The organism is Dankookia sp. GCM10030260, assembly GCF_042666655.1.
GTDB lineage: Bacteria > Pseudomonadota > Alphaproteobacteria > Acetobacterales > Acetobacteraceae > Paracraurococcus.
Window position 1 is genome coordinate 1 of record NZ_JBHTDE010000013.1, and the last position, 20,194, is coordinate 20,194.

A 20,194-nucleotide genomic window follows, 5' to 3' on the forward strand; every position below is an offset into this window, starting at 1 on the left:
CCCCCCATGGTCCAGCACCATCCGCACCGCACGCCGCCAGACTTCAGGCGAATATCGGTTCGACCTCTTCTTGGTCATTGCCCCATCCTCTCAACCGCTGGGGCCTCCGACATACCCGGGGCGGTTCTCAGGATTTCCTGCTCCTCACCTTGCATCTTCCGTCAACCTATCGAGTAGGAGATTGAGGAGGAGCACGTTCACGCGCCGCTCACCAAGCAAGCCAAGCTGTCGGTCACCCGTGTGTCGCGCCACCAACGCCGCAATGCGTGCCTCCGGCAAAGCGCGCGCGCCCGCAACCCGGCGGATCTGCCACGCTGCGTTCTCCGGGCTGATATGCGGGTCGAGACCCGAGCCGGAGGCGGTGATGGCATCGGCCGGCACAGGGCCGCCGCCCAGCGCCCTGACGCGTCCCTGTACAGCGCCGAGCAGAGCCGTGGAGGTCGGGCCGAGTTGCGATGCAGCCGATGCGGCGCCGTTGTAGGGCGCGGCCCGCATGCTGCCTGCGTTTTCCGGGTTAGGTTCCGTGGTCGCCGAAGGCCGCGGATGGAAGTAACGTGCCGCCGTGAAAATTCTGACCAAGCAGAGCGGAGCCCATTACGCGGCCGTCGTGCTCGACCAGGCTGCCGCCGGCCTGCGCCGGGAAGACCACGCCGGCCACTCCCGTGAAGGCAAGCGGCACGGCGATGCCGAGCAGGAAGGTGAGCAGCACCACCACGCTTATGGCCGGGCGGAGAATGGCGTTCATGGTCAGGCAAACCCCAGCAGGACAAGGAGGAGGTCGATGACCTTGATGCCGAGGAAGGGCGCGGCGATGCCGCCCAGCCCATAGACGGCAAGGTTGCGCCGCAGCAGCGCGGCCGCGCCGACCGGCACATAGGCCACGCCGCGCAGCGCGAGTGGGACGAGTGCCACGATGATCAGCGCGTTGAAGATCACCGCCGCGAGGATGGCGCTTTCCGGCGAGGCGAGCCGCATGACGTTCAGCGCGCCCAGCTCCGGGTAGCGCGCCACGAAGATCGCCGGCAGGATGGCAAAATACTTCGCCACGTCGTTGGCGATGGAGAAGGTGGTCAGCGCGCCGCGGGTGATCAGCAGCTGCTTGCCGATCTCCACCACCTCGATCAACTTGGTGGGGTCGCTGTCGAGGTCGACCATGTTGCCGGCCTCGCGCGCCGCCTGGGTACCGGTCTGCATGGCCAGCCCGACATCCGCCTGGGCGAGCGCCGGCGCGTCGTTGGTGCCGTCGCCGGCCATCGCCACCAGGCGCCCCTCGGCCTGGGCGCGGCGGATATAGGCGAGCTTGTCCTCCGGCGTCGCCTCCGCGATGAAGTCGTCGACCCCGGCCTCGGCGGCGATGGCGGCGGCGGTCAGCCGGTTGTCGCCGGTGACCATCACCGTGCGGATGCCCATCCGGCGCAGCGCATCGAAGCGGGCGTGCATGCCGCCCTTGACGATGTCCTTCAGCTCGATCGCGCCAAGCAGGTGCCCGTCCCGGGCTACCGCCAGCGGCGTGCCGCCGGCGCGGGCGATGCGGTCCACCGCCTCGCGCAGCGGCGGCGGCGGCTCGGTGTCCAGCATGCGGGACAGGCTGTCCACCGCGCCCTTGCGGTAGGCCCCTTCCGGCAGATCGAGGCCGGAGATCCGGGTCTGCGCGGTAAAGGGTACCACCTCTGCCCCGGCCGGCAGCACGGACGCGACAATCCCGTGGTGCGCCCGCGCGAAGGCCAGGATGGAGCGGCCCTCCGGCGTCGTGTCGGCCAGGCTGGACAGCACGGCCGCCTCGGCGAGCTCGCGCTCGGTCACGCCGGGCACCGGGACGAAGCCTGCCGCTTGGCGGTTGCCCAGCGTGATGGTGCCGGTCTTGTCGAGCAGCAGCACGTCGACGTCGCCCGCCGCCTCCACTGCGCGGCCGCTGGTCGCCAGCACGTTGAAGCGCACCAGCCGGTCCATCCCGGCGATGCCGATGGCCGAGAGCAGGCCGCCGATCGTCGTCGGGATCAGCGTGACCAGCAGCGCCGCCAGCACCGCCACGGAAGGCGGCCGGCCGCCCCAGGACGCCAGCCCCACCAGCGTGGCGACGGCGATCAGGAAGATGATCGTCATGCCCGCCAGCAGGATGTCGAGCGCGATCTCGTTCGGCGTCTTCTGCCGGCTGGCGCCTTCCACCAACGCGATCATGCGGTCGAGGAAGGTGGCGCCAGGCGCGGCGGTGATGCGCACCACCAGCCAGTCGGAGACGACCAGCGTACCGCCGGTCACCGCGCTGCGGTCGCCGCCGCTCTCGCGGATCACCGGCGCGCTCTCGCCGGTCACGGCTGCTTCGTTCACGCTGGCGATGCCCTCCACTACCTCGCCGTCCGAGGCGATGAGGTCGCCGGCCTCGGCCAGCACCAGATCGCCGACGCGCAGGTCGGTCGCGGCGCGCGGCTGCCACAGCGTCCGGTCGTCGCCGCGCAGCAGCAGCTTGGCGCAGGCATCGCTGCGTGTCCGCCGCAGGCTCTCCGCTTGGGCACGGCCGCGGCCTTCCGCCACGGCTTCGGCGAAGGTGGCGAACAGCACCGTCAGCCAGAGCCAGAGCGCGATGCCGGCCTGGAAGGTCCAGGGCTCGCCGAGCAGCGCGGCGCGGACCGCCAGGACCGTGACCAGGATGGCGACGACCTCGGTGACGAAGATCACCGGGTTCCGCACCAAGCGCCGTGGGTCGAGCTTCACGAGAGCGTCGCGCGCGCCGCGCCGCAGGATGGGCCCCGTGAGCAGCGCCGCGCCGCGCAGGGCGCGGCGGGTCTCGCCGGGGGAGACACTCATGTTGGCATCCATTGGGGGAGGGCCTCAGAAGGTCTTGCCGGCGGCGAGCACGAAGTGCTCCGCCACTGGACCGAGGGCGAGCGCGGGCATGAATTGCAGCCCGCCGAGGATCAGGATCACGCCGGCCAGCAACCCGACGAACAGCGGGCCGTGCGTCGGGAAGGTGCCGGCAGAGGCGGCGAGCTTCGGCTTCGCCGCCAGGCTGCCGGCGATCGCCATGACGGGGACGACATAGGCGAAGCGGCCGAGCAGCATGGCGATGCCGAGCGTCGCGTTCAGCCAGGGCGTATCCGCCGCCAGGCCGCCGAAGGCCGAGCCGTTGTTCCCGGCGGCCGAACTGTAGGCATAGAGCATCTCGGTCAGCCCATGCGGCCCGGTCGCCGGGATCGAGGCCACCGCCGCGGGCAGCGCCACGGCGACCGCGGTGAAGCCGAGGATCGTCGCGGGCAGCACCAGCACCGCCAGCATCGCCAGCTTCACCTCCCGCGCCTGCACCTTCTTGCCGAGGTATTCCGGCGTGCGGCCCACCATCAGCCCGGCGACGAAGACCGCGAAAAGCACGAAGACGAGCATGCCGTAGAGGCCGGAGCCGACGCCGCCCGGCAGCACCTCGCCGAGTTGGATGAGGAACAGCGGCACCAGCCCGCCGAGCGGGGTGAAGCTGTCGAACATCGCGTTCACCGCGCCGCAGCTGGCGCCCGTCGTCGTCGCCGTGAACAGCGCCACGAGCGCCTGGCCGAAGCGGACCTCCTTGCCCTCCATGTTGCCCATGGCGGGGTCCAGGCCGGCGGCGAGGTGCAGCGGGTTGCCGCCGGCCTCGGCGGCATAGACCGCCCAGGTGCCGGCGAGCACGAAGGCCAGCATCACCACCAGCAGCGCCCAGCCCTGGCGGATGTCGCGCACGATGTGGCCGAAGGTCAGCGCCAGGGCGAAGGGGATCACCTGCTGCGACCAGATCTGCAGCGCCGTCGCCAGCGCCGAGGGCCCTTCGAAGGGATGCGCCGAGTTCGCCCCGAAGAAGCCGCCGCCATTGGTGCCGAGATGCTTGATGGCGACCTGGAAGGCGGCCGGGCCGAGCGGGATGGTCTGCCGCCCGCCTTCCAGCGTCGTCGCCTCGACATAGGCCGCGAGCGTCTGCGGCACGCCCATCGCCACGAAGGCGAGGCCGACGACCAGCGCCAGCGGCAGCAGGACATAGAGGTTCATGCGGACGAGATCGGCCCAGAAATTGCCGAGGTCCCGCAGCCCGCCGCCGGCGAAGGCGCGGCAGAACGCCAGGGCGAGCGCCATGCCGGTGGCCGCCGAGAGGAAGTTCTGCACGGTAAGCCCGGCCATCTGGCTCAGGGAGCTCATCGTCGCCTCGCCGCCATAGGCCTGCCAAATCGTGTTGGTGACGAAGGAGACCGCGGTGTTGAAGGCGAGCCAGGGCGGCACGCCGGCGAAGCCCTGCGGGTTTAAGGGCAGCAGGCCCTGTAATCGCAGCAGCGCGTAGAGCACCACGAACCCCACGAGGTTCGTCGCCAGCATGGCCAGCACATAGCCCTGCCAGCCCATGCCGCGCGCAGGGTCGATGCCGCCCGCGGCGTAGACCGCCCGTTCGAGCGGCGCGAGGAAACGGACCTGGCCCGCCGCGACGGCGGCGATGGTGCGGCCGAGCGGGATGGCCGCCGCGACGATGCAGGCCAGGACGAGCGCGATCTGCGCCCAGCCGATGAGGGTCATGCGATCACAATTCCTCGGGGCGCAGCAGCGCCCACAGCAGATAGAGGAGGAGGCCGGCGGTCACGCCGCCGCCGAGGATGAGTTCGGTCACGGCGGTCACACCCGCCCGCAGCCGGCGACATAGGCCGCCAGCAGGCCGAAGGCGCCGGCGCCGAGCGCGAGCAGGAGAAAGTCGAGCACGCGAAGCCCCCTTGGGAAGAACCAGGCAGGGCGTAGCGGCGCGGCGCGTAAAGGCTCCATGCGGGATCGGGGCGGGTCGCATAAAGCCGGCGTAAAGACGCGGGCGGGCGCGCCTCCGGCCTGCTATCCCGGGCGGCATGGCCGAAGCGCATGCCCGCCCCGACCCGGATGCCCTGCTCGCGCTCGCGCGGCGGGAAGGGCGCGGGCGGCTGAAGGTCTTCCTCGGCGCCGCCCCCGGCGTCGGCAAGACGATGGAGATGCTGGCCGGGGCGCGCCGCCGCCAGGCGGGCGGCGCCGAGGTGCTGGTCGGCATCGTCGAGACGCATGGCCGGGCCGAGACCGCCGCCGCGGTCGGCGACCTGCCCGTCCTGCCGCGGATCCGCATCGCCTATCGCGGCCAGGCGCTGGAGGAGTTCGACCTCGACGGCGCCCTGGCCCGCCGCCCGGCGATCCTGCTGCTCGACGAGCTGGCCCACAGCAACGCCCCCGGCAGCCGGCACCCGAAGCGCTGGCAGGACGTGGAGGAGCTGCGCGACGCCGGCATCGAGGTCTGGACCACGATGAACGTCCAGCACCTGGAGAGCCTGTCCGAGGCGGTCGCCCGCATCACCGGCGTGCGGGTGGCGGAGACGGTGCCCGACCGCGTGCTGGCCGAGGCCGATGCCGTCGAGCTCATCGACATCCCGTCCTCTGAGCTGATCGAGCGGCTGCGCCAGGGCAAGGTCTACCGCCCCGACCAGGCGAGCCGCGCACTGCGCGGCTTCTTCCGGGAAGGCAACCTCGCCGCGCTGCGCGAGATGGCCCTGCGGCGGACTGCCGAGCGGGTCGATGCCGACGTCACCGGCTACATGCGAGCGAAGGCCATCGCTGGCCCCTGGCCGGCCGGCGGCCGGGTGATGGCGCTGGTCGGCGCCGGTCCCGCGGCGGAGACGGTGGTGCGCGAGGCGCGGCGGGTGGCCGATGCGCTGAAGGCGCCGCTCGTCGCGCTGCATGTCGAGCAGTCCGGCGCGGCGCCCGGCGCCGATCCGGGCCCGGCGCTCCGCTTGGCCGAGCGGTTGGGCGCCGTGACGGAAACCGTGGCCGGCGCCGGCCTGGCCGGCGCGATCCTGCGCGAGGCACGGGCGCGCAACGTCACGCACCTGGTGATGGGCCGCGGCCGGCCCGGCTGGTGGCGGCGCCTCGCCGGGCGAAGCCTGTCCGGCGCGCTGCTGCGGCAGGCGATCGACTTCACCCTGCACCTGGTGCCGGAGCCGGCCGGCACGCCGCGGCCAGTGCCCGCCGAAGCCCAGAGCCTGCCGGCCTGGGCGGGCTGGGCGGCGCCACCGACGCTGGTCGCGGCGGCGACCGTAGTGGGCCTGGCCTTCGACGGCGCGGTTCCCGAAGGCGCGCTCGGCATGGTCTATCTCGTGCCGATCGTCGCCGCCGCGGTGGGCTTCGGGCCGGTCCAGGGCGGCGTCACCGCGGTGCTCTCTTTCCTCGCCTGGAACTTCCTGTTCCTGCCGCCGCGCTACACCCTGGCCATCGGCGGGCCGCAGGACGTGGTGGGCGTCGTGGTCTTCGCCCTCGTCGCCTTGCTGCTGGCGGGTACGACCGGCGGGCTCGGGCGGTCGGTGCGCGCGGCGCGGGCCCGCATGCTCGGCCTGCGCCGCCTAGTCGAGTTCAGCCGCAAGCTCGGCGCGCCGGGCGACACGGGCGACCTGGTCCAGGCGATCGCGGAGGAGGCGTCGCGCATCGCCGGCGGCCCTGCCTGCGTGCTGCTGTTCCTGCCGCCGCTGCCGGGCGAAACGGTGCCCGAGCCGGTCCTGCGGGCCAGCCTGCCGATCGATGCCGAGCCGGACGAGGCCAGCATGGCTGCGGCGCGCTGGGCGGCCGCCAACCGGCGCATGGCCGGGCACGGCACCGACACCCTGCCCGCCGCCGCCTGGCAGTTCCGCCCGATGCAGACCGGCCGCGGCCTCGCCGGCTTGCTCGGCCTGCGCCCGCCCGGGGCGGACGGCCGCCTGGACGGCGAGGCCGACCGCGCGCTGGACGCGCTGCTCGACCAGGCCGCCGTCGCGCTCGAGCGGGCCGAGCTGATGGAGGAGCGCGCCCGCGGCGAGGCGCGGGCCGAGACCGAGGCGCTGCGCAGCGCACTGCTCACCTCGCTCGGCCACGACCTCAGGACGCCGCTGACCTCCATCCGCGGCGCCATCGCCACGCTGCGCACCGCCGGCCCGGCCCTGTCGGCGGCCACCCGCGCCGATCTGCTGGCGACGGCCGAGGAGGAGACCGAGCGGCTTTCCCGCTGGATCGCCAACATCCTCGACATCGTCCGGATCGAGCACCGGCAGATCGCGCCGCGGCGCGAGACGGTGGACCTGGCCGAGGCGGTGGAGACCGCGGCCGCGCGCGCCACGCGGGCGGAGCGGCGGGAGATCGCGCTGGACCTCGGGGCACGCCCGGCCGCGCCGCGGCTGGACCCGGCGCTGCTGGACCAGGTGCTGGCGAACCTGCTCGACAACGCGCTGAAGTTCTCCGACCCGGATGGCCGCGTCGTAGTGCGGTTGGGCCGCGAGGGGCCTGAGGTGGCCGTCGCCGTCGAGGACGACGGGCCGGGCATCCCGCGCGAGGATCTGCGCCGGGTCTTCGACCCCTTCTTCCGCGCGACGCGGACCGACCGGGTCTCCGCCGGCAGCGGCCTCGGCCTCGCTATCTGCCGCGGCCTCGTCCACGCCATGGGCGGGCGCATCGCGGCCGAGAGCCCGGCGACGCCGGACGGGCGCGGCACACGGATCATCGTCCGGTTCCCCGGCACATGAGCGGGATCGGTCCGCCCCGCATCTTAGTCATCGACGACGAGCCGCAGATCCATCGCTTCCTCGGTCCCGCGCTGGAGGCGGCCGGCTATCTGCCGCTGCGGGCCGCGACGATGGCGGAAGGCCTGCGTCTGGCGGCGGAGCGGGCGCCGGCGCTGGTGCTGCTCGACCTCGGCCTTCCGGACGGCGACGGCAAGCTGGCGATCCCGCGGCTTCGCGCCTTCTGCGCGGCGCCGGTCGTCGTGCTCTCCGCCCGCGACCAGGAGGCCGAGAAGGTGGCGACCCTTGATGCCGGGGCCGATGACTATGTCGAAAAGCCCTTCGCGCTGGGCGAGCTGCTGGCCCGCATCCGCGCCGCGCTGCGGCGCGCCGGCGCCGCGGCCCGGCAGCCCGCGGACCCGGTCGTCCAGGTCGGCCCGCTCGAGGTGGATCTCGGCCGCCGGACGGCGCGGGTGGAGGGCGGCGAGTCGCTAAAGCTGACGCCGCGCGAATGGGACCTGCTCGCCGCGCTCGTCCGCGGCGGCGAGGGCCGGGTGGTGACGCAGCGCCAGCTCCTAGCCGCGGTCTGGGGGCCGGCGCATGTCGAGGACGCGCAGTATTTGCGGGTCTATATTGGCCATTTGCGGCAGAAGCTTGGACCGGCTGCCGGCATTATCCGGACCGAACCGGGTGTGGGATACCGGGTCGGCGGGGGGTAGGCGCGGCGTCGTCGAAGCCCTGCCGGCCACAAATTCGACTAGGTGGCACAAACGGGGCAAGGACCACTCCGGGTCGACGACCTGGTCTGCGCCATGGGCACGGAGGGGATCGGCAAAAGCCCGGTGTCCCGCTTGTGCGCCGAGATCGACGGCCGGATGCAGGATTTCCTCTCCCGACTGGTGGAGGGCGATTCGCCTTAGCTTTGCCTCGACGCCACCTGCGTTAAACTGCGGAAGGCCGGGCACGTGGTCGCCGTGGCCGTTACCGTCGCGGTCGGCGTCAACAGCGTTGGATGGTGGTTGGCGCCTGCGAGGCGGAGACCCTCTGGACCGCCGACGCAGTGCGTCGACCCCGCGCGGGGTGAACCTGGTAGTCTCAGACGCCCACGAAGGCCTGAAAGCGGTCGTCAGCCGCGTCCTGCGGGCCACTTGGCGACGCTGCCGGCTGCGGGTCATGCGCAACGCCATCGCCCATGTCGGGAAGACCCAGTGCTGCATCCTCTCCGCCTGGATCGGCAGTGCCTTTGCCGAAGCCGATGCCGATGCCCTTGCCGCGCGCGCGATGGCGGACCGTTGACGACCCGCTGCTGGGGGCAATGGCCTGTCGTTACCATGACCGCCTGTTAGACTGGCTGGAGTGGCGGCAGCAACAGCTCTTAGCCAAGTCTTTGGCCAGCGGTAGGGTCGGGGCAGAGCGGCCTCGGGACTTCGCCGACCAGAGGTGCAGCACGTACTACCTCCACCTGACGGGTCAAAGGCCTGACCGGCGGTGGACGACCTCGACCACGCGGCTCTTGCCCCCGACGGCGCCACGCTGCCGCGAGGTGACGTGCAGGAATTGCTTTATCCCGGGGGAGGAGAGCGCCCCCGGGGGTGATCAAGCGGGAAAAAACGCGATCGGGTTCGGACTTGCGGCTCCAGGCGGGGCGGCAAGCGCAACGACGCCTGAAGCTGGAGAGCGACGTAGTATGCTGTTGTTAAAATGAACAGAGATCATAGATTGCGCCGGACCATGAGCAACCTCTTGAAGTTATCCCGGCTTCACGCGAGGGTCCTAAATGACTAACGGCTTCACAAATCATAGCGTCGCGCAGTGCAATAGTCAGCCCACAATAATTAAATAAAATTTACTATTTTTTCCATGTACTGGCATCGCATATCTGCCACGCCTCAACTTGGTAACTCGGGCAGAAAATGGCGAGTAGCATAGCCTCAGTTTCGGCGTCGCCTGCATCGAACCACTTGGCCTGCCAATAGTCGTTTGTCCAAATAGTCTCACATAGCAAGCCATCATCTTTGTAGCCGGCGAAATAGAGCGGCTGCGTGTTTTTCATTTCTCTTGCAGCCACAAGATGTTTGAACATTTGTGATGTCCGGCTCTACTTCGAGAAAAAAGACGGCGGGGGCGGCAGCATGCCAATTGCTGCCAGGAGAAGGAGAGGCACCGCCTGGCTGTTCTTGAACCGCCCGGCTGCGGAAGAATGCCGCCGGCACATCAACCAAAGATATGCACAGCGAAGCGAGGAGCGATCACCTAGAGCGGCGCTGCTTGGCAAGACTGTTGGGTTCAGGCTGCGGTCAGACCGTCGTCCGCAACCTCGGTTGCTACGTCGCCTTTACGACAGATCATGATGGTCAGGACAAGCCGAACACATGAACGCACCATGCGGCGGGAGGTGACCCCACAGTCTTAGGCCCTGTTTGCGAAGACATGTGGCGAGCAGCCGCCTTCGACAGGGATGAGCAAGGCGGTGGAGCACCAGGCGGATCGCGGCCAGAGTGACCATTGCTTCGGAGACCTCGGGCAGCGTCTCGTGGTCCTTGGACAGTCGGCGCCATCGGCCAAGCCAGCCAGTTCGGGGCATGCCCCGAACCCTTTCAACCACCCGGCGGCGCGGCTGCACGACGAAGCCGGTGCTGCCTGCGGGGCGGCGGACGATGATCAGCGCCAGACTGAACACGAAGCAGGCGAGCAAGGCCGCAAGCCGATTGTAGATGTTGTCAGCGAAAACGGCCCGGGGCCAGTTGTGGAGCGACTTCACGCGCTTCAGCGGGCCGCCAAGGCCGTCGGCATCCTGGATGTCGGCCGCATGAAAGAGGACGCCGAGCAGCAATCCGTCCGTGTCTATAATGACGTGCGCGCTTGCGCCCGATCTGCCGCTTGGCGGAATACCAGCCGCGCGGGTCACCGCTCTTCGTGGTCTTCACGCTCTGGGTGTCGACAATCGCCGCCGAGGGACCGGCCTCCCGCCCAGCGCCCTCGGGCAGCATGACCACAGGGTGGTAGCGGATGCTCTCCCACCCCCCGTCCCGCAGGCAGGCGCGCTTGTAGCCATAGATCGTCGGCCAGGGCGGGAAGGTCGGATGCCGCGGCAGGTGCCGCCAATGGCAGCCCGTACGCACGAGGTAGAACAGGCCGTCCAGCATTGTCCGCATGTTCGTGCTGCGCGGCTGCCCTTTCGGCTTGGCGGGCGGGATCAGGGGCTCGAGTAGCCGGAACCGGTCATCCGTCAGGACTGTGGCCAGAGCCGAAATTTCCAACCAGTGCGCGATCAGCTGCGGTCCAATCGCGACCTCAAAGCAGGAAACCGCGTGCAACGCGGCCTGAAGGACCAGGATCAGTCCCTCACGTCAGACCTGTCACCCCTTCGCAAACGGAGTCTTAAACCGTCCGCCACCAGTAGCGCCATCTCGGCACGGACTGCGTTGCCGCGGGAGACCTTGCGCCGACGCAGCCGAGCCTGCAGCTCAGCATGCTCATCCTTCGTCAGCTCGATCCGGACAGCCTTTCGTGCGGTCATGCCGAGGCCTCTTGCTCATCGTCGGCCGCCAGCGAATCACAGCCCAGAACTGCTGCCTAGGAACTTCCCGGTCGGGACACTAGCTATTTTGAGAATCAGAACACTAGAAGCTTTGAAGCAGTCCGGCGGAGGCATCCGCAAGCCGTCCCACCGCGACGCTCGCTGCTGCGACGAAACTGCGCGCATCCGTCCCAACCTGCGGCACGGCCGTGTTGAAGGACCGCACGATGGGCGCCCGCCGCCCGGCGCGCTGGCCGATGGCGATCTGTGCCACAAGCGCCACCGCGCCCTCGCCGTCCGAATCCAGGCGCTGGATGCTGATCTCGACGGTGACGTCCGGCGATACCGAGATCGCGGTGTCCGCCCCGACCACGCTGCTGCGCGGCAGGCGCTGCGCCAGGGCCACCGCCAGCACGCGGGTCAGCATGCCGCCCAGCGGCTCGCCCCACCATTCGCTGTCCGACACCGTCAGCCGGAAATCTTCGGAGGAGCGGACGATCTGAAGGCGATCGAGGTAGCCGGCCAGGCTGACATCGCGCAGCGCGACGACCTTCGGCCCGCCCGGCAGGGCGGGGCCAGGCGGCACCACGAGGCTGTAGAGCCTGGGATCGGGCGACCGGCATCCGGCTAGCAGCGGCAGCAGCCCGAGCGGGAGGCCGAGCGAACGGCGGGACAGGCCCATCCTAGTTCGACCCCTGACCGCCGCGGCCGCGGATCAGCGCTTCCGGATTGCGGCTGAGGAGATCTGCCAGGCTGCGCAGCGACCGCGTGGTGTCGTTCAGTTGCAGCATCAGCCGCTCCAGGTCGCGGTTGAACCGCGAGTTGTCGCCATAGCCGCGGTCGAGCGAGGCAAGCAGGCGGTTCGCCTGTGTCAGGCTGCCCTGCAGGTTGCCGGCGATGGCCGGCAACTGCCGCAGGGCCGGCGCCATGCCCTCGTCCAGCCGCTTCATCAGGTCATGCGACCCTGCGAGCGTCGCCTGTAGCGCGGCGAGCGACTGTTTGAGTTCCGGCCCGTTGACGATCTGGCTGACGCCCTGCAGGGTCGAATCGACGCTTTCGCCCATGCGGTCGAGCGGCAGCTTCTCCAGCTTAGCGACGATCTGGGTGGCAGAGGCCATGATGCCGGCGATCTGGCCCGGCACCGCGGGGATCACCAGGACATCGCCTTCGACCCGCAGCTCGGCCGGCGCCGCGTCCGGGATCATCTCCAGCGCGACCTGCATCTGCCCGGTCAGCAGGTTGCCGCTCTGCAACTGGGCCCGCATCCCGCGCCCTACCAGGATCCGCGCATTCTCCAGCGGCCCGCGCTTTTCCACCGCCTTCGCGTCGCCGATGCGGTCGGGCTGCATCTCGAACTGCACGGGGGCGCGGATCATGTCGCTGGCCGGGTCGTATTCCAGGCCGATGCGCGTCACCTGCCCCACCTTGAGACCTTGGAAGGTCACCGGCGCGCCCACGGCAAGGCCGCTGACCGAGCCCTGGAAATAGGCCATGGCCTTGACCCGCCGATGGTAGGACTGATCCTTCGCCATCTGCTCGCTGGCGAAGAGCGGGAAGGTCGCCGGCAGGGCGGCGCCCGCCGCCCCGTCCGCCTCGGGCGCGTCGAAGGCGATGCCGCCCAGCAGCAGCGCCTTCAGCGATTCGAGCTGCACCTGCACGCCCTCCGCCGCGAGCTGGACAGAGAGGCCCGACGCGTTCCAGAAGCGGGAATTAGGCTGCACATATTGGTCGAAGGGGGCACGGACGAAGGCATGGATGGTCACGCTCTCGGCCATCTTGCCCAGGTCCCAGCCCAGCACCTGGCCGACATTCATGTCGCGGAAGAAGACTGGCGCGCCGACGGTGATCGAGCCGATCCGGCTGGCCTGCAGCGTCAGGGTGCGGCCGGGCACGCGCGACTGCAGCAGCGGCGGATCTTCGAGGCCGGTGAAGCTGAGCTGCCGCCGGCCGCCTTCGACCGGGCGGATAACCTCGATATAGGAGCCCGACACCAGGGTGCCGAGCCCCGAGATGCTGCCGGCGAAGAGCCGGGGCCGGACCACCCAGAATTGTGCATGCTCGGTCAGCAGTGGCTTGGCTTCCCGCGTCGTGCGGATGGTCACGGTGACGCCGGCCATGTCGGGGTTCAGCGTCACCCGCTCGATCAGGCCGAGATCGACATCCAGATGCCGGAGATGCGACTGGCCCGGCAGCAGCCCCTCCGCCGACTGGAAGGTCACGCTGACCAGCGGCCCACGCTTGGCCATGGCATCCCAGACCAGCCAGGCCCCGATCAGCACCGCGACGACCGGCACCAGCCAGATCGGCGAGAGGCGCGGTCGCAGATCGACCTTCGCACGCAGGCTGGCTTCGGGGTGAAGGGTGCCACTCATGTCGCCGCATCCTGCTCGGTGCCAGCGGCGTCCCACATCAGCCGCGGATCGAAGGCCTCCGCCGCGAGCATGGTCAGGATCACCACGCCGGCGAAGGCGACCGCGCCGAAGCCCGAGTTGATGGTTACCAACCCGCCAAAGTGCACCAGCGCGACCAGGATGGAGGCCATGAAGACGTCGATCATCGACCAGCGCCCGACCGCCGCGACGATGCGGTAGGCCCGGGTCCGGTCGCGCAGCCACCGGCCCGAGCCCAGCACGGTCGCAACCAGTATGGCACCGAGCGCGATCAGCTTCAGCACCGGCACGACGACGCTGGCGCAGAAGACCAGGGCCGCCAGCGGATACATGCCGCTCGACAGAAGTTCCACGACGCCGCCCATGATGGTGCTGGGCTCGCCGGAGCCGAGCTGGATCACCGTCAGGACCGGATAGATGTTCGCCGGTGCGTAGAGGATGACCGCCGCGATCATCAAGGCCCAGGCCCGGGCGATGCTGTTGGGCTTGCGCGCATGCAGGTGGGCGCCGCAGCGGAGGCAGGCCGCGTGACCGCCATGCGCCGGCGGGTTGAGAACGTGGCAGACCTCGCAGTTGACCGCGTCGGCCATGGCCGGCGCGCCGTGCGGGGCGGCGGGGTCCTGTCGGTCCAGTGCTTCCCAGACCGCCTGGCGGTCGAGCACCGCATCGGCCGCCACCATGGTGAGCATGAGGGCGCCGAGCGCATAGAGCGCCGGCCCGATCTCGATATGCACCAGGTCGATCAGCTTCACATAGGCGACGAAGACGCCGAACAGGTAGACCTCGACCATGGACCATGGCCGCAGCCACTCGATCCAGGCGAAGACCTGGCGGAGATGCAGCCCCGGCCGGCGCCGCCGCAGGCCGATGAGCAGCCAAGTCATTGCAACGACCTTGACCAAGGGGGCGGCGATGCTGGTGAAAAGCACCACGGTGGCCAGTTCCCAGAGCCCGCCGGACTGCAGGCTCCGCGGACCGCTGAACAGGTCGGCGCTCAGGTCCATGCCGCCGGCGCTCACCTTCATCAGCGGCATCAAGCAGGCGACGCCGAGCAGGACCAGCGCCGCGACGTTCAGCGCCAGCGCGCGGCCGAGTGGGTCGTGCCGGGCACGGCGCAACAGCCGGTTGCAGCGCAGGCAGCGCGCAACGGTCCCCGCGCGCAATGCCGGCACGACCTGGCGCTGCGCGCAATCGGGACACTCCCAAAGCCGCCACGGTGTCGTCTCTGCCGCAGCCTGCAAGATGCCCGCATCCATCGCCGCGTCGCTCAAGCCAGGCCACTGAGCGCGGCAGACCCGGCCCGTCGACTCAGTCCGGCGGGAGCGAGGTCATAAGCCCGAAAAGCAGCGGCCGGCATCGGTGGGACCTCGGCAGGACGGCATCAGGGACGGGAGTACCGGCCTGGCGCGGGGGATCATAGGTCTGCCGAGGTTTCGGGTGGTCTCGAAACGCTATCTGTTTTCTGCAGGTACGGCTCTTCGCGACCATACTCGGCCGAGGTGTGACCAGCCTCCCTATCGCCCGCCCGATAGCGACCGGAGGAGCTCCAACGCGTCCCGGTCGTCCGGATGGGCGACCAGGGCCTGCTGCGCATAGGCACGGGCGATGGCCGGTGCACCGGCCATCGCGGGCAATCGACGCCAGCATCAGCAGGATATCCCGGTTTCCCGGGTGCCGCAGGAGCGCAGCGCGCACGGCCTCGGAGGCCTCGCGCGGCCGGCCCGCGCCGTCCAGCGCGACCGCGTGCACGAAGGCGAAGCGTGCATCGCTCGGACCCAGCCGCGCCGCCTCCGCCAGAGCCTCCAACGCCTCGGCGCCCCGCCGCTGGCGCACCAGCGACAGCCCGAGCGAATGGTGCAGCGCCGCCGCTCCCGGTACCACATCCTGGGCGATGCCCTCACGCAGGACGGCTTCCGCCTCGCGCTCGCGTCCGGTCCGGCGCAGCAGTTCGGACAGGCCGGTGCGCGCCGGGACGAAGCCGGCGTCGAGGCGCAGCGCAGCGCGGTACCTGGCCTCCGCCTCGCCGGCGCGGCCCTGCTCGGCGAGCACGTCGCCGAGGCTCCCCAGTGCTTCGGGCTGGTCGGCGTTATGCCGCGCCGCGACCTGATACTCGGCCATCGCCAGCGCCCATGCCGCGCGGTGCTCCGGCGGCAACGCCGCGTCCAGCACCGGGGCAAGCGCCCGCGCCGCTTCCAGCCGCACGGCGCGCAGCGGGTCGGCGACCAGCGACGCGAGGATCGCCGCGCGGTCCGCAGGCGGCAGCGTGGCGGCGGCGGTCGCCGCGCCCAGGTGCACCAGCGGGTCGGGATCGCGCGACGCCACCCCAAGTGCCGCTGCCCCGCGCGTTGCCGGCGACCCGCGCGCCGGCGGCAGGCCGCCCAGCAGCGAAAGCGCCGTGGCGCGGGCGAGACAGGGAGCGTTGCAGTCACCGGCCAGCGCCAACAGCTGCGCGGCGGCTCCGGGCGCGCCCGCACGCCCGGCCGCCAGCGCGCTGCCCCAATGCGGCTCGCGCCGCCGCGCCTCGCCATGCCATTCTGCGATGCCGGCAGCGGCCCATGGCGCGTCGTGGTCGGCATGGCAGTCGGTGCAGGCGTCCGATGTACCGAGGACGGCCGAGACATCCGGCCGCGGCACGCGGAAGGCATGATCGTGCTGCCGATGCACGCCCATATAGGTGCGCGTCGCCAAGTGGCAGGCGGTGCATTGCGCACCCGCGCTCCCTGCCGCATGACGGTGGTGAGCGGCCGCCTCGAAGCGCTCCGCTGCGTGGCATTGCAGGCACAGCGCATTGCCTGCGGCGCGGAGCCTGGCGGAGTGCGGCTCGTGGCAATCGGTTCGGGTCACGCCGGCGCGATGCATCGCGCTCTGCTGGAAGCTGCCCCATTCGAAGACCTCGCCGAGGATCGCGCCGTCGGGTTGATAGAGTTCGGGCTCCAGCAGCGCCGGCGTATAGGCACCGAGGAAGGGCGCGCCCGGCGCCGGATCGGCGACGATCTCGCGGCGGTGGGCATGGCAGCCGGCGCAGGCCTCGGTCGCCGTGGCGGCCCGCGGCGGTCCTTCCCACCGGGCGATGCCGCGCGCCAAGTCTGTCGCCCAGCGGCCAGGGCCGCCATTTGGCGGCAGCTGCACGGCGAGGCCCTTCGACGCGGCGTGCATGCCGGCGTCCTCGCCGCGTGCCCAGGTGACATGGCGCGCGCCAGCTCCGTGGCAGGCCTCGCATTGCAGGTTCCAGGTCTGCATGCGGCCGGTCCAGTGCAGCGGGTCGGTGTGGGCAATGTCCTCGTCTGGGTAGAAGTGGAACCAGCGCTGCCCGCCTACCTCGGTGGGGCGCGTGTCCCAGGCCCAGGGCGGCGGCTGCAGACGGCCGCTGGGAAAGGGCACGAGGTACTGCTGCAGTGGCGCGACGCCGATGGTGTGCTTCACCACGAATTCCGCCGGCCTGCCATCCGGGCCCTCCGCCAGCACCAGGAAACGGCCGTCGCGGCGAAAAACTGGCTCTCCCGACCGGAATGGGTCGCCGTCTCACTGGCGAAGGGCGCCTGCACGCTGGCGTTGTCGGCCACCGCCATGCCGTGCCGATGGTGCGAGCCCAGCCATGCGAGGTGCTGCGCCTGATGGCAGCCGGCGCAGGCCGCGGCGCCGACATGGCCGTCGCGCTGCATTTCCAGTGCGGGCGGTACCGGGGAGCGGTCGAGCACGGCGGCGAGCACCAGGCTGCTGCAGGCAAGCAGAACGGCGGCTACCATGGCAGTAAGGCCGGCACGGGCGCCGGGACTACCGCCTGCCGTCCTCACCCACGCCGCGCCTGCCCCGCCGATCGATTGCCATCCCTAGCGCCACCCGACGCACCGGCCACCGACGCCGTGGAAGCCCGCACCCACGCCGCCGCCAGGGCCGATCCAGTCGATGAAGAGCGTGGCGGCACCGTCAGCCTTCGGCATGCCTCCCGCGATCACTCGGTAGCGGTAGACGATGTCGCACCCCTCGACCACCGGATCGCTGATCTTGACCACGACGAGGCTGTTTTCTTTTTTCCCCGGCTCATACACCGAGAGCGTTGCGTTGGGCGGATTCTGGACGAAGTTGTCCTGGCCGGCGGCCGCGGTCCATTCCTTCAGGTGGTCGGTCATGGTCAGGTGTTCGGCCACGCGCACCGGCCGCTTGGCTTGGGCCAGGGGTGCAGTCAGCATCATGCCGGCCAGCATGGCCACGATGAGCTTCCGCATGTCACTCTCCTGTGGATACGAAACAATTCGCAGGCAAGGTCGTGTCGCACACCATCCGCGTGCGACAACGGAAAGCACCTAGTCCCGCTTGGCGGCGCCTGCGAGAAAGGCATTCACCGCCTCCGGCGTCACCGTGCCCTCGCCGAGATCTACAGTCAGCTTCCCCAGCGTGCCGGTGAAGGCGAAGGGCACTTGATAGTCCTTGTCGTCTACCGGCGTGCCGGTGTCGTGGCCAACGTCGAAGGTCTTGTCCCAGGCGAAGCTGAAGGGCGTGCTACGCTTCATGCTGTTGCGGGCCACCTCGCGGTCGTCGACGAGGAGCATACCAGTGCCGCCATGGCCGAATGGAATCGTGCCCGCGCGGTCAATGGTGAAGTCGACGACCACCTTGTGCTTGCGCGGCGGCAGTGCGTCGGGCGCCTCCCACCGCACCCGCTCCAGGTTTAGCAGGTTCATTCGGAAAACCAGCTTGCCTTCCTTTAGGTAAAGGCCCCAGCCGGCAAAGCGGCCGCCCTGGGTCACCAGCATGCCGTTCGCGCCGCTCTGCGGCACCACGATCTCCGCCAAGATTCGGTATGACCGGTTGAGGATGCCCGGCGCCGCATTGGCTTGGGTGCGGCAGGACGGACCGGTACAGACGAACTGGGCGCGGCCCGCCGCAGGACCGGGCCGCGGGGCGATCATCGCGGTGATCGAGTTTTTCAGCGGGAAGACCTGGTTGCGGGTGGCCTCTATAGTGAAAAGCTTCCGCAGCATGCGCAGGCGATCCGGGTTCTGCGCCGCTACGTTGCAGAATTACGTGGGGTCCTCGGCGAGATTGTAGAGCTCCCATGCATAGCCGTTCATCGCGTCGGCCGGCCGCGGCGCCATGCCTTCCCAGGGCGGCGCGGGCGGCGTGGTGCTGGCGATCCAACCGTCATGATAGAGGGCGCGGTTACCGAGGATCTCGAAATACTGGGTGCGCCGGGTAGAGGGCGCGTTCACGTCCTCCCACGGGAAGGTATAGGCCATGCTGGTGCCGGCCATCGGCCGCTGGACGACGCCATTGACCGCCTGTGGCGCCGGGATGCCGGCGACGTCCAGAATGGTCGGCACGATGTCGACGACATGGTGGAACTGCGTGCGGATGCCGCCCCGGTCGGTGATGCGCTTCAGCCAGGCCATCGCCATGCCGTTGCGGGTGCCACCAGAGTGGGAGGCAACCTGCTTGGTCCACTGGAACGGCGTGCTGAAGGCCCAGGTCCAGCCCACCGCCATGTGGTTGTAGGTCTGGTCGGAGCCCGAGGCGTCATACCAGCGCATCTGCTCGGCGGCCGTCAGGGCGACGCCGTTGAAGTACATCACTTCGTTCGGCGTGCCGCTGGGCGAGCCCTCGGCGCTGCTGCCGTTGTCGCCGCTGATATAGATCATCAGCGTGTTGTCGAACTGGCCGAGCCGTTCGACCTCGGCGATGACGCGGCCGATTTCGTGGTTGGTCTGAGCCAGATACGCGGCATAGACATTGGCCTGGCGGATATAGAGCCGCTTCTCCTCGGTCGGGAGGCTGTCCCAGCGCTGCAGCACGCCGGGCCAGGGGGTGAGCTGCAAACTCGCTGGGATGACGCCAAGCCGCTTCTGGTTCTCGAAGATGCGGCCCCGCAGAGCCTCCCAGCCGTCGTCGAACAGCTTCATGCCCTCGATGCGATCTACCCAGTCGCGCGTCGGGTGGTGCGGCGCGTGGGTCCCGCCCGGCGCGTAATGGACGAACCAGGGCCGCGTCGGCACGATCTCGGTGCGGATGTGGCCGATGGCGTCGTCTGCCATCGCGGTGGTCAGACTCCAGCCAGGCCGGCCTTCATAGGGATGGATCGGCGTGGTGTTGCGGAACAGGTTGCCGGGTTGCCATTGGCTGGTGTCGCCACCGACGAAGCCGTAGAAATAGTCGAAGCCGAGCCCGGTAGGCCAGTTGTTGAAGGGGCCGGCGGCGCTGGCTTCCCAGGGCGGCGCGTTGTGGTTCTTGCCGAACCAAGCGGCGCCGTAGCCGTTCTGCTGCTGCACTGCGGCGACCGTCGCCACCTCGGGCGTGATAATCGAATTGTAGCCGGGGAAGCCGGTGGACAATTCGGCCACATTGCCAAAGCCGACCTCGTGGTGGTTGCGGCCGGTCAACAACGCCGCGCGCGTTGGCGAGCAGAACGCGGTGGTGTGGAAGCTTGTGAAGCGCAGCCCGGCCTCGGCAATGCGGTCCAGCGCCGGCGTCGGGATGACGCCGCCGAAGGTCGAGGGCGCGGCGAAGCCGACATCGTCGGTCAGGATCAGCAGCACGTTCGGCGCGCCCTCGGGCGGCATGGTCTGCGGCGGCCAGGCTGGCTGTCGGTCGCGTTGGGCGCGACCTGCCTGGTGAAGGACGGCGTCGGCAGGGGCAAGTGCCGGCCGTCCGCGAATTCTACCGCGCCCGCGAGCCGGGCGTGCCGCGGAGTTGTTGCGCCTGCGGAGCCCCCGTTGCAAACATGCAGGCCGACCAAGCAACCGCCACGCTACCGAGCAATCTCAGTCTGTGCCGCATGCCGGCATCCTCCATCCCAGTGCGACTCGCGG

18 protein-coding genes and 2 pseudogenes are annotated in these 20,194 nt (G+C 70.0%); 4 read left to right on the plus strand and 16 right to left on the minus strand.

Features of this window, described 5'->3' with window-relative positions; all coding sequences use genetic code 11:
- Positions 1 to 144: 144 nt before the first annotated feature.
- From kdpC to ACFQS7_RS25420, 5 genes and pseudogenes are all read right to left on the minus strand, one after another.
- Positions 145 to 745, minus strand: a pseudogene (gene kdpC, locus ACFQS7_RS25400) (potassium-transporting ATPase subunit KdpC).
- 2 nt (positions 746 to 747) lie between these two features.
- Positions 748 to 2,805, minus strand: a complete 2,058-nt coding sequence (gene kdpB / locus ACFQS7_RS25405) for a potassium-transporting ATPase subunit KdpB (protein WP_380069951.1) — start codon at positions 2,803 to 2,805, stop codon at positions 748 to 750.
- A gap of 24 nt (positions 2,806 to 2,829) precedes the next feature.
- Complete coding sequence (gene kdpA / locus ACFQS7_RS25410) at positions 2,830 to 4,527, minus strand: potassium-transporting ATPase subunit KdpA (RefSeq protein ID WP_380069952.1); 1,698 nt, start codon at positions 4,525 to 4,527, stop codon at positions 2,830 to 2,832.
- 4 nt (positions 4,528 to 4,531) lie between these two features.
- Positions 4,532 to 4,627 carry a potassium-transporting ATPase subunit F gene (locus tag ACFQS7_RS25415; RefSeq protein WP_380069953.1) on the minus strand — a complete coding sequence of 32 codons (96 nt, stop codon included), beginning with the start codon at positions 4,625 to 4,627 and terminating at the stop codon, positions 4,532 to 4,534.
- The gene (locus ACFQS7_RS25420; protein ID WP_380069954.1) at positions 4,624 to 4,767 is read right to left on the minus strand and encodes a hypothetical protein; all 144 of its coding nucleotides are present in this window, start codon (positions 4,765 to 4,767) and stop codon (positions 4,624 to 4,626) included. The genes ACFQS7_RS25415 and ACFQS7_RS25420 overlap by 4 nt, the downstream gene beginning before the upstream one ends.
- Positions 4,768 to 4,844: 77 nt before the next feature.
- On the opposite strand from ACFQS7_RS25420, the gene ACFQS7_RS25425 reads away from it, so the two are divergent.
- The 4 genes from ACFQS7_RS25425 to ACFQS7_RS25440 all read left to right on the plus strand — a co-directional run bounded on the left by ACFQS7_RS25425 (position 4,845) and on the right by ACFQS7_RS25440 (position 8,777).
- The gene (locus ACFQS7_RS25425; RefSeq protein WP_380069956.1) at positions 4,845 to 7,505 is read left to right on the plus strand and encodes an ATP-binding protein; all 2,661 of its coding nucleotides are present in this window, start codon (positions 4,845 to 4,847) and stop codon (positions 7,503 to 7,505) included.
- Positions 7,502 to 8,200, plus strand: a complete 699-nt coding sequence (locus ACFQS7_RS25430; protein WP_380069957.1) for a response regulator — start codon at positions 7,502 to 7,504, stop codon at positions 8,198 to 8,200. Before ACFQS7_RS25425 ends, ACFQS7_RS25430 begins: the two co-directional genes overlap by 4 nt.
- 42 nt (positions 8,201 to 8,242) lie before the next feature.
- Positions 8,243 to 8,401: a hypothetical protein gene (locus tag ACFQS7_RS25435; protein ID WP_380069958.1), complete on the plus strand. Its 159-nt coding sequence runs from the start codon at positions 8,243 to 8,245 to the stop codon at positions 8,399 to 8,401.
- 160 nt (positions 8,402 to 8,561) lie between these two features.
- On the plus strand, positions 8,562 to 8,777 hold the full coding sequence (locus tag ACFQS7_RS25440) for a transposase (protein ID WP_380069959.1): 216 nt from the start codon (positions 8,562 to 8,564) through the stop codon (positions 8,775 to 8,777).
- A gap of 553 nt (positions 8,778 to 9,330) precedes the next feature.
- Here ACFQS7_RS25440 and ACFQS7_RS25445 read toward each other — a convergent pair.
- The 11 genes and pseudogenes from ACFQS7_RS25445 to ACFQS7_RS25495 form a co-directional block, all read right to left on the minus strand.
- The gene (locus tag ACFQS7_RS25445; protein ID WP_380069960.1) at positions 9,331 to 9,564 is read right to left on the minus strand and encodes a hypothetical protein; all 234 of its coding nucleotides are present in this window, start codon (positions 9,562 to 9,564) and stop codon (positions 9,331 to 9,333) included.
- 252 nt (positions 9,565 to 9,816) lie between these two features.
- Positions 9,817 to 10,389, minus strand: coding sequence for a transposase (locus ACFQS7_RS25450; RefSeq protein ID WP_380069961.1), 573 nt, complete (start codon positions 10,387 to 10,389; stop codon positions 9,817 to 9,819).
- 112 nt (positions 10,390 to 10,501) lie between these two features.
- Positions 10,502 to 10,798, minus strand: a pseudogene (locus ACFQS7_RS25455) (transposase); the annotation flags it as partial.
- Positions 10,799 to 11,104: 306 nt separating this feature from the next.
- A complete protein-coding gene (locus ACFQS7_RS25460) occupies positions 11,105 to 11,683 on the minus strand; it encodes a membrane integrity-associated transporter subunit PqiC (RefSeq protein ID WP_380069962.1) in 579 nt (192 codons plus the stop codon).
- A gap of 1 nt (position 11,684) precedes the next feature.
- Positions 11,685 to 13,373: an intermembrane transport protein PqiB gene (locus ACFQS7_RS25465; RefSeq protein WP_380069963.1), complete on the minus strand. Its 1,689-nt coding sequence runs from the start codon at positions 13,371 to 13,373 to the stop codon at positions 11,685 to 11,687.
- Complete coding sequence (locus tag ACFQS7_RS25470; RefSeq protein WP_380070039.1) at positions 13,370 to 14,647, minus strand: paraquat-inducible protein A; 1,278 nt, start codon at positions 14,645 to 14,647, stop codon at positions 13,370 to 13,372. Before ACFQS7_RS25470 ends, ACFQS7_RS25465 begins: the two co-directional genes overlap by 4 nt.
- A gap of 52 nt (positions 14,648 to 14,699) precedes the next feature.
- Complete coding sequence (locus ACFQS7_RS25475; RefSeq protein WP_380069964.1) at positions 14,700 to 16,475, minus strand: tetratricopeptide repeat protein; 1,776 nt, start codon at positions 16,473 to 16,475, stop codon at positions 14,700 to 14,702.
- A 335-nt stretch (positions 16,476 to 16,810) separates the two neighbouring features.
- Entirely contained in the window at positions 16,811 to 17,137 is a 327-nt protein-coding gene (locus ACFQS7_RS25480; protein ID WP_380069965.1) for a hypothetical protein, read from the minus strand.
- Between the two features lie 84 nt (positions 17,138 to 17,221).
- Positions 17,222 to 17,617 carry a hypothetical protein gene (locus ACFQS7_RS25485; protein WP_380069966.1) on the minus strand — a complete coding sequence of 132 codons (396 nt, stop codon included), beginning with the start codon at positions 17,615 to 17,617 and terminating at the stop codon, positions 17,222 to 17,224.
- A gap of 78 nt (positions 17,618 to 17,695) precedes the next feature.
- Entirely contained in the window at positions 17,696 to 18,373 is a 678-nt protein-coding gene (locus ACFQS7_RS25490; protein ID WP_380069967.1) for a hypothetical protein, read from the minus strand.
- 39 nt (positions 18,374 to 18,412) lie between these two features.
- On the minus strand, positions 18,413 to 19,945 hold the full coding sequence (locus ACFQS7_RS25495; RefSeq protein ID WP_380069968.1) for an arylsulfatase: 1,533 nt from the start codon (positions 19,943 to 19,945) through the stop codon (positions 18,413 to 18,415).
- Between the last annotated feature and the right edge of the window lie 249 nt (positions 19,946 to 20,194).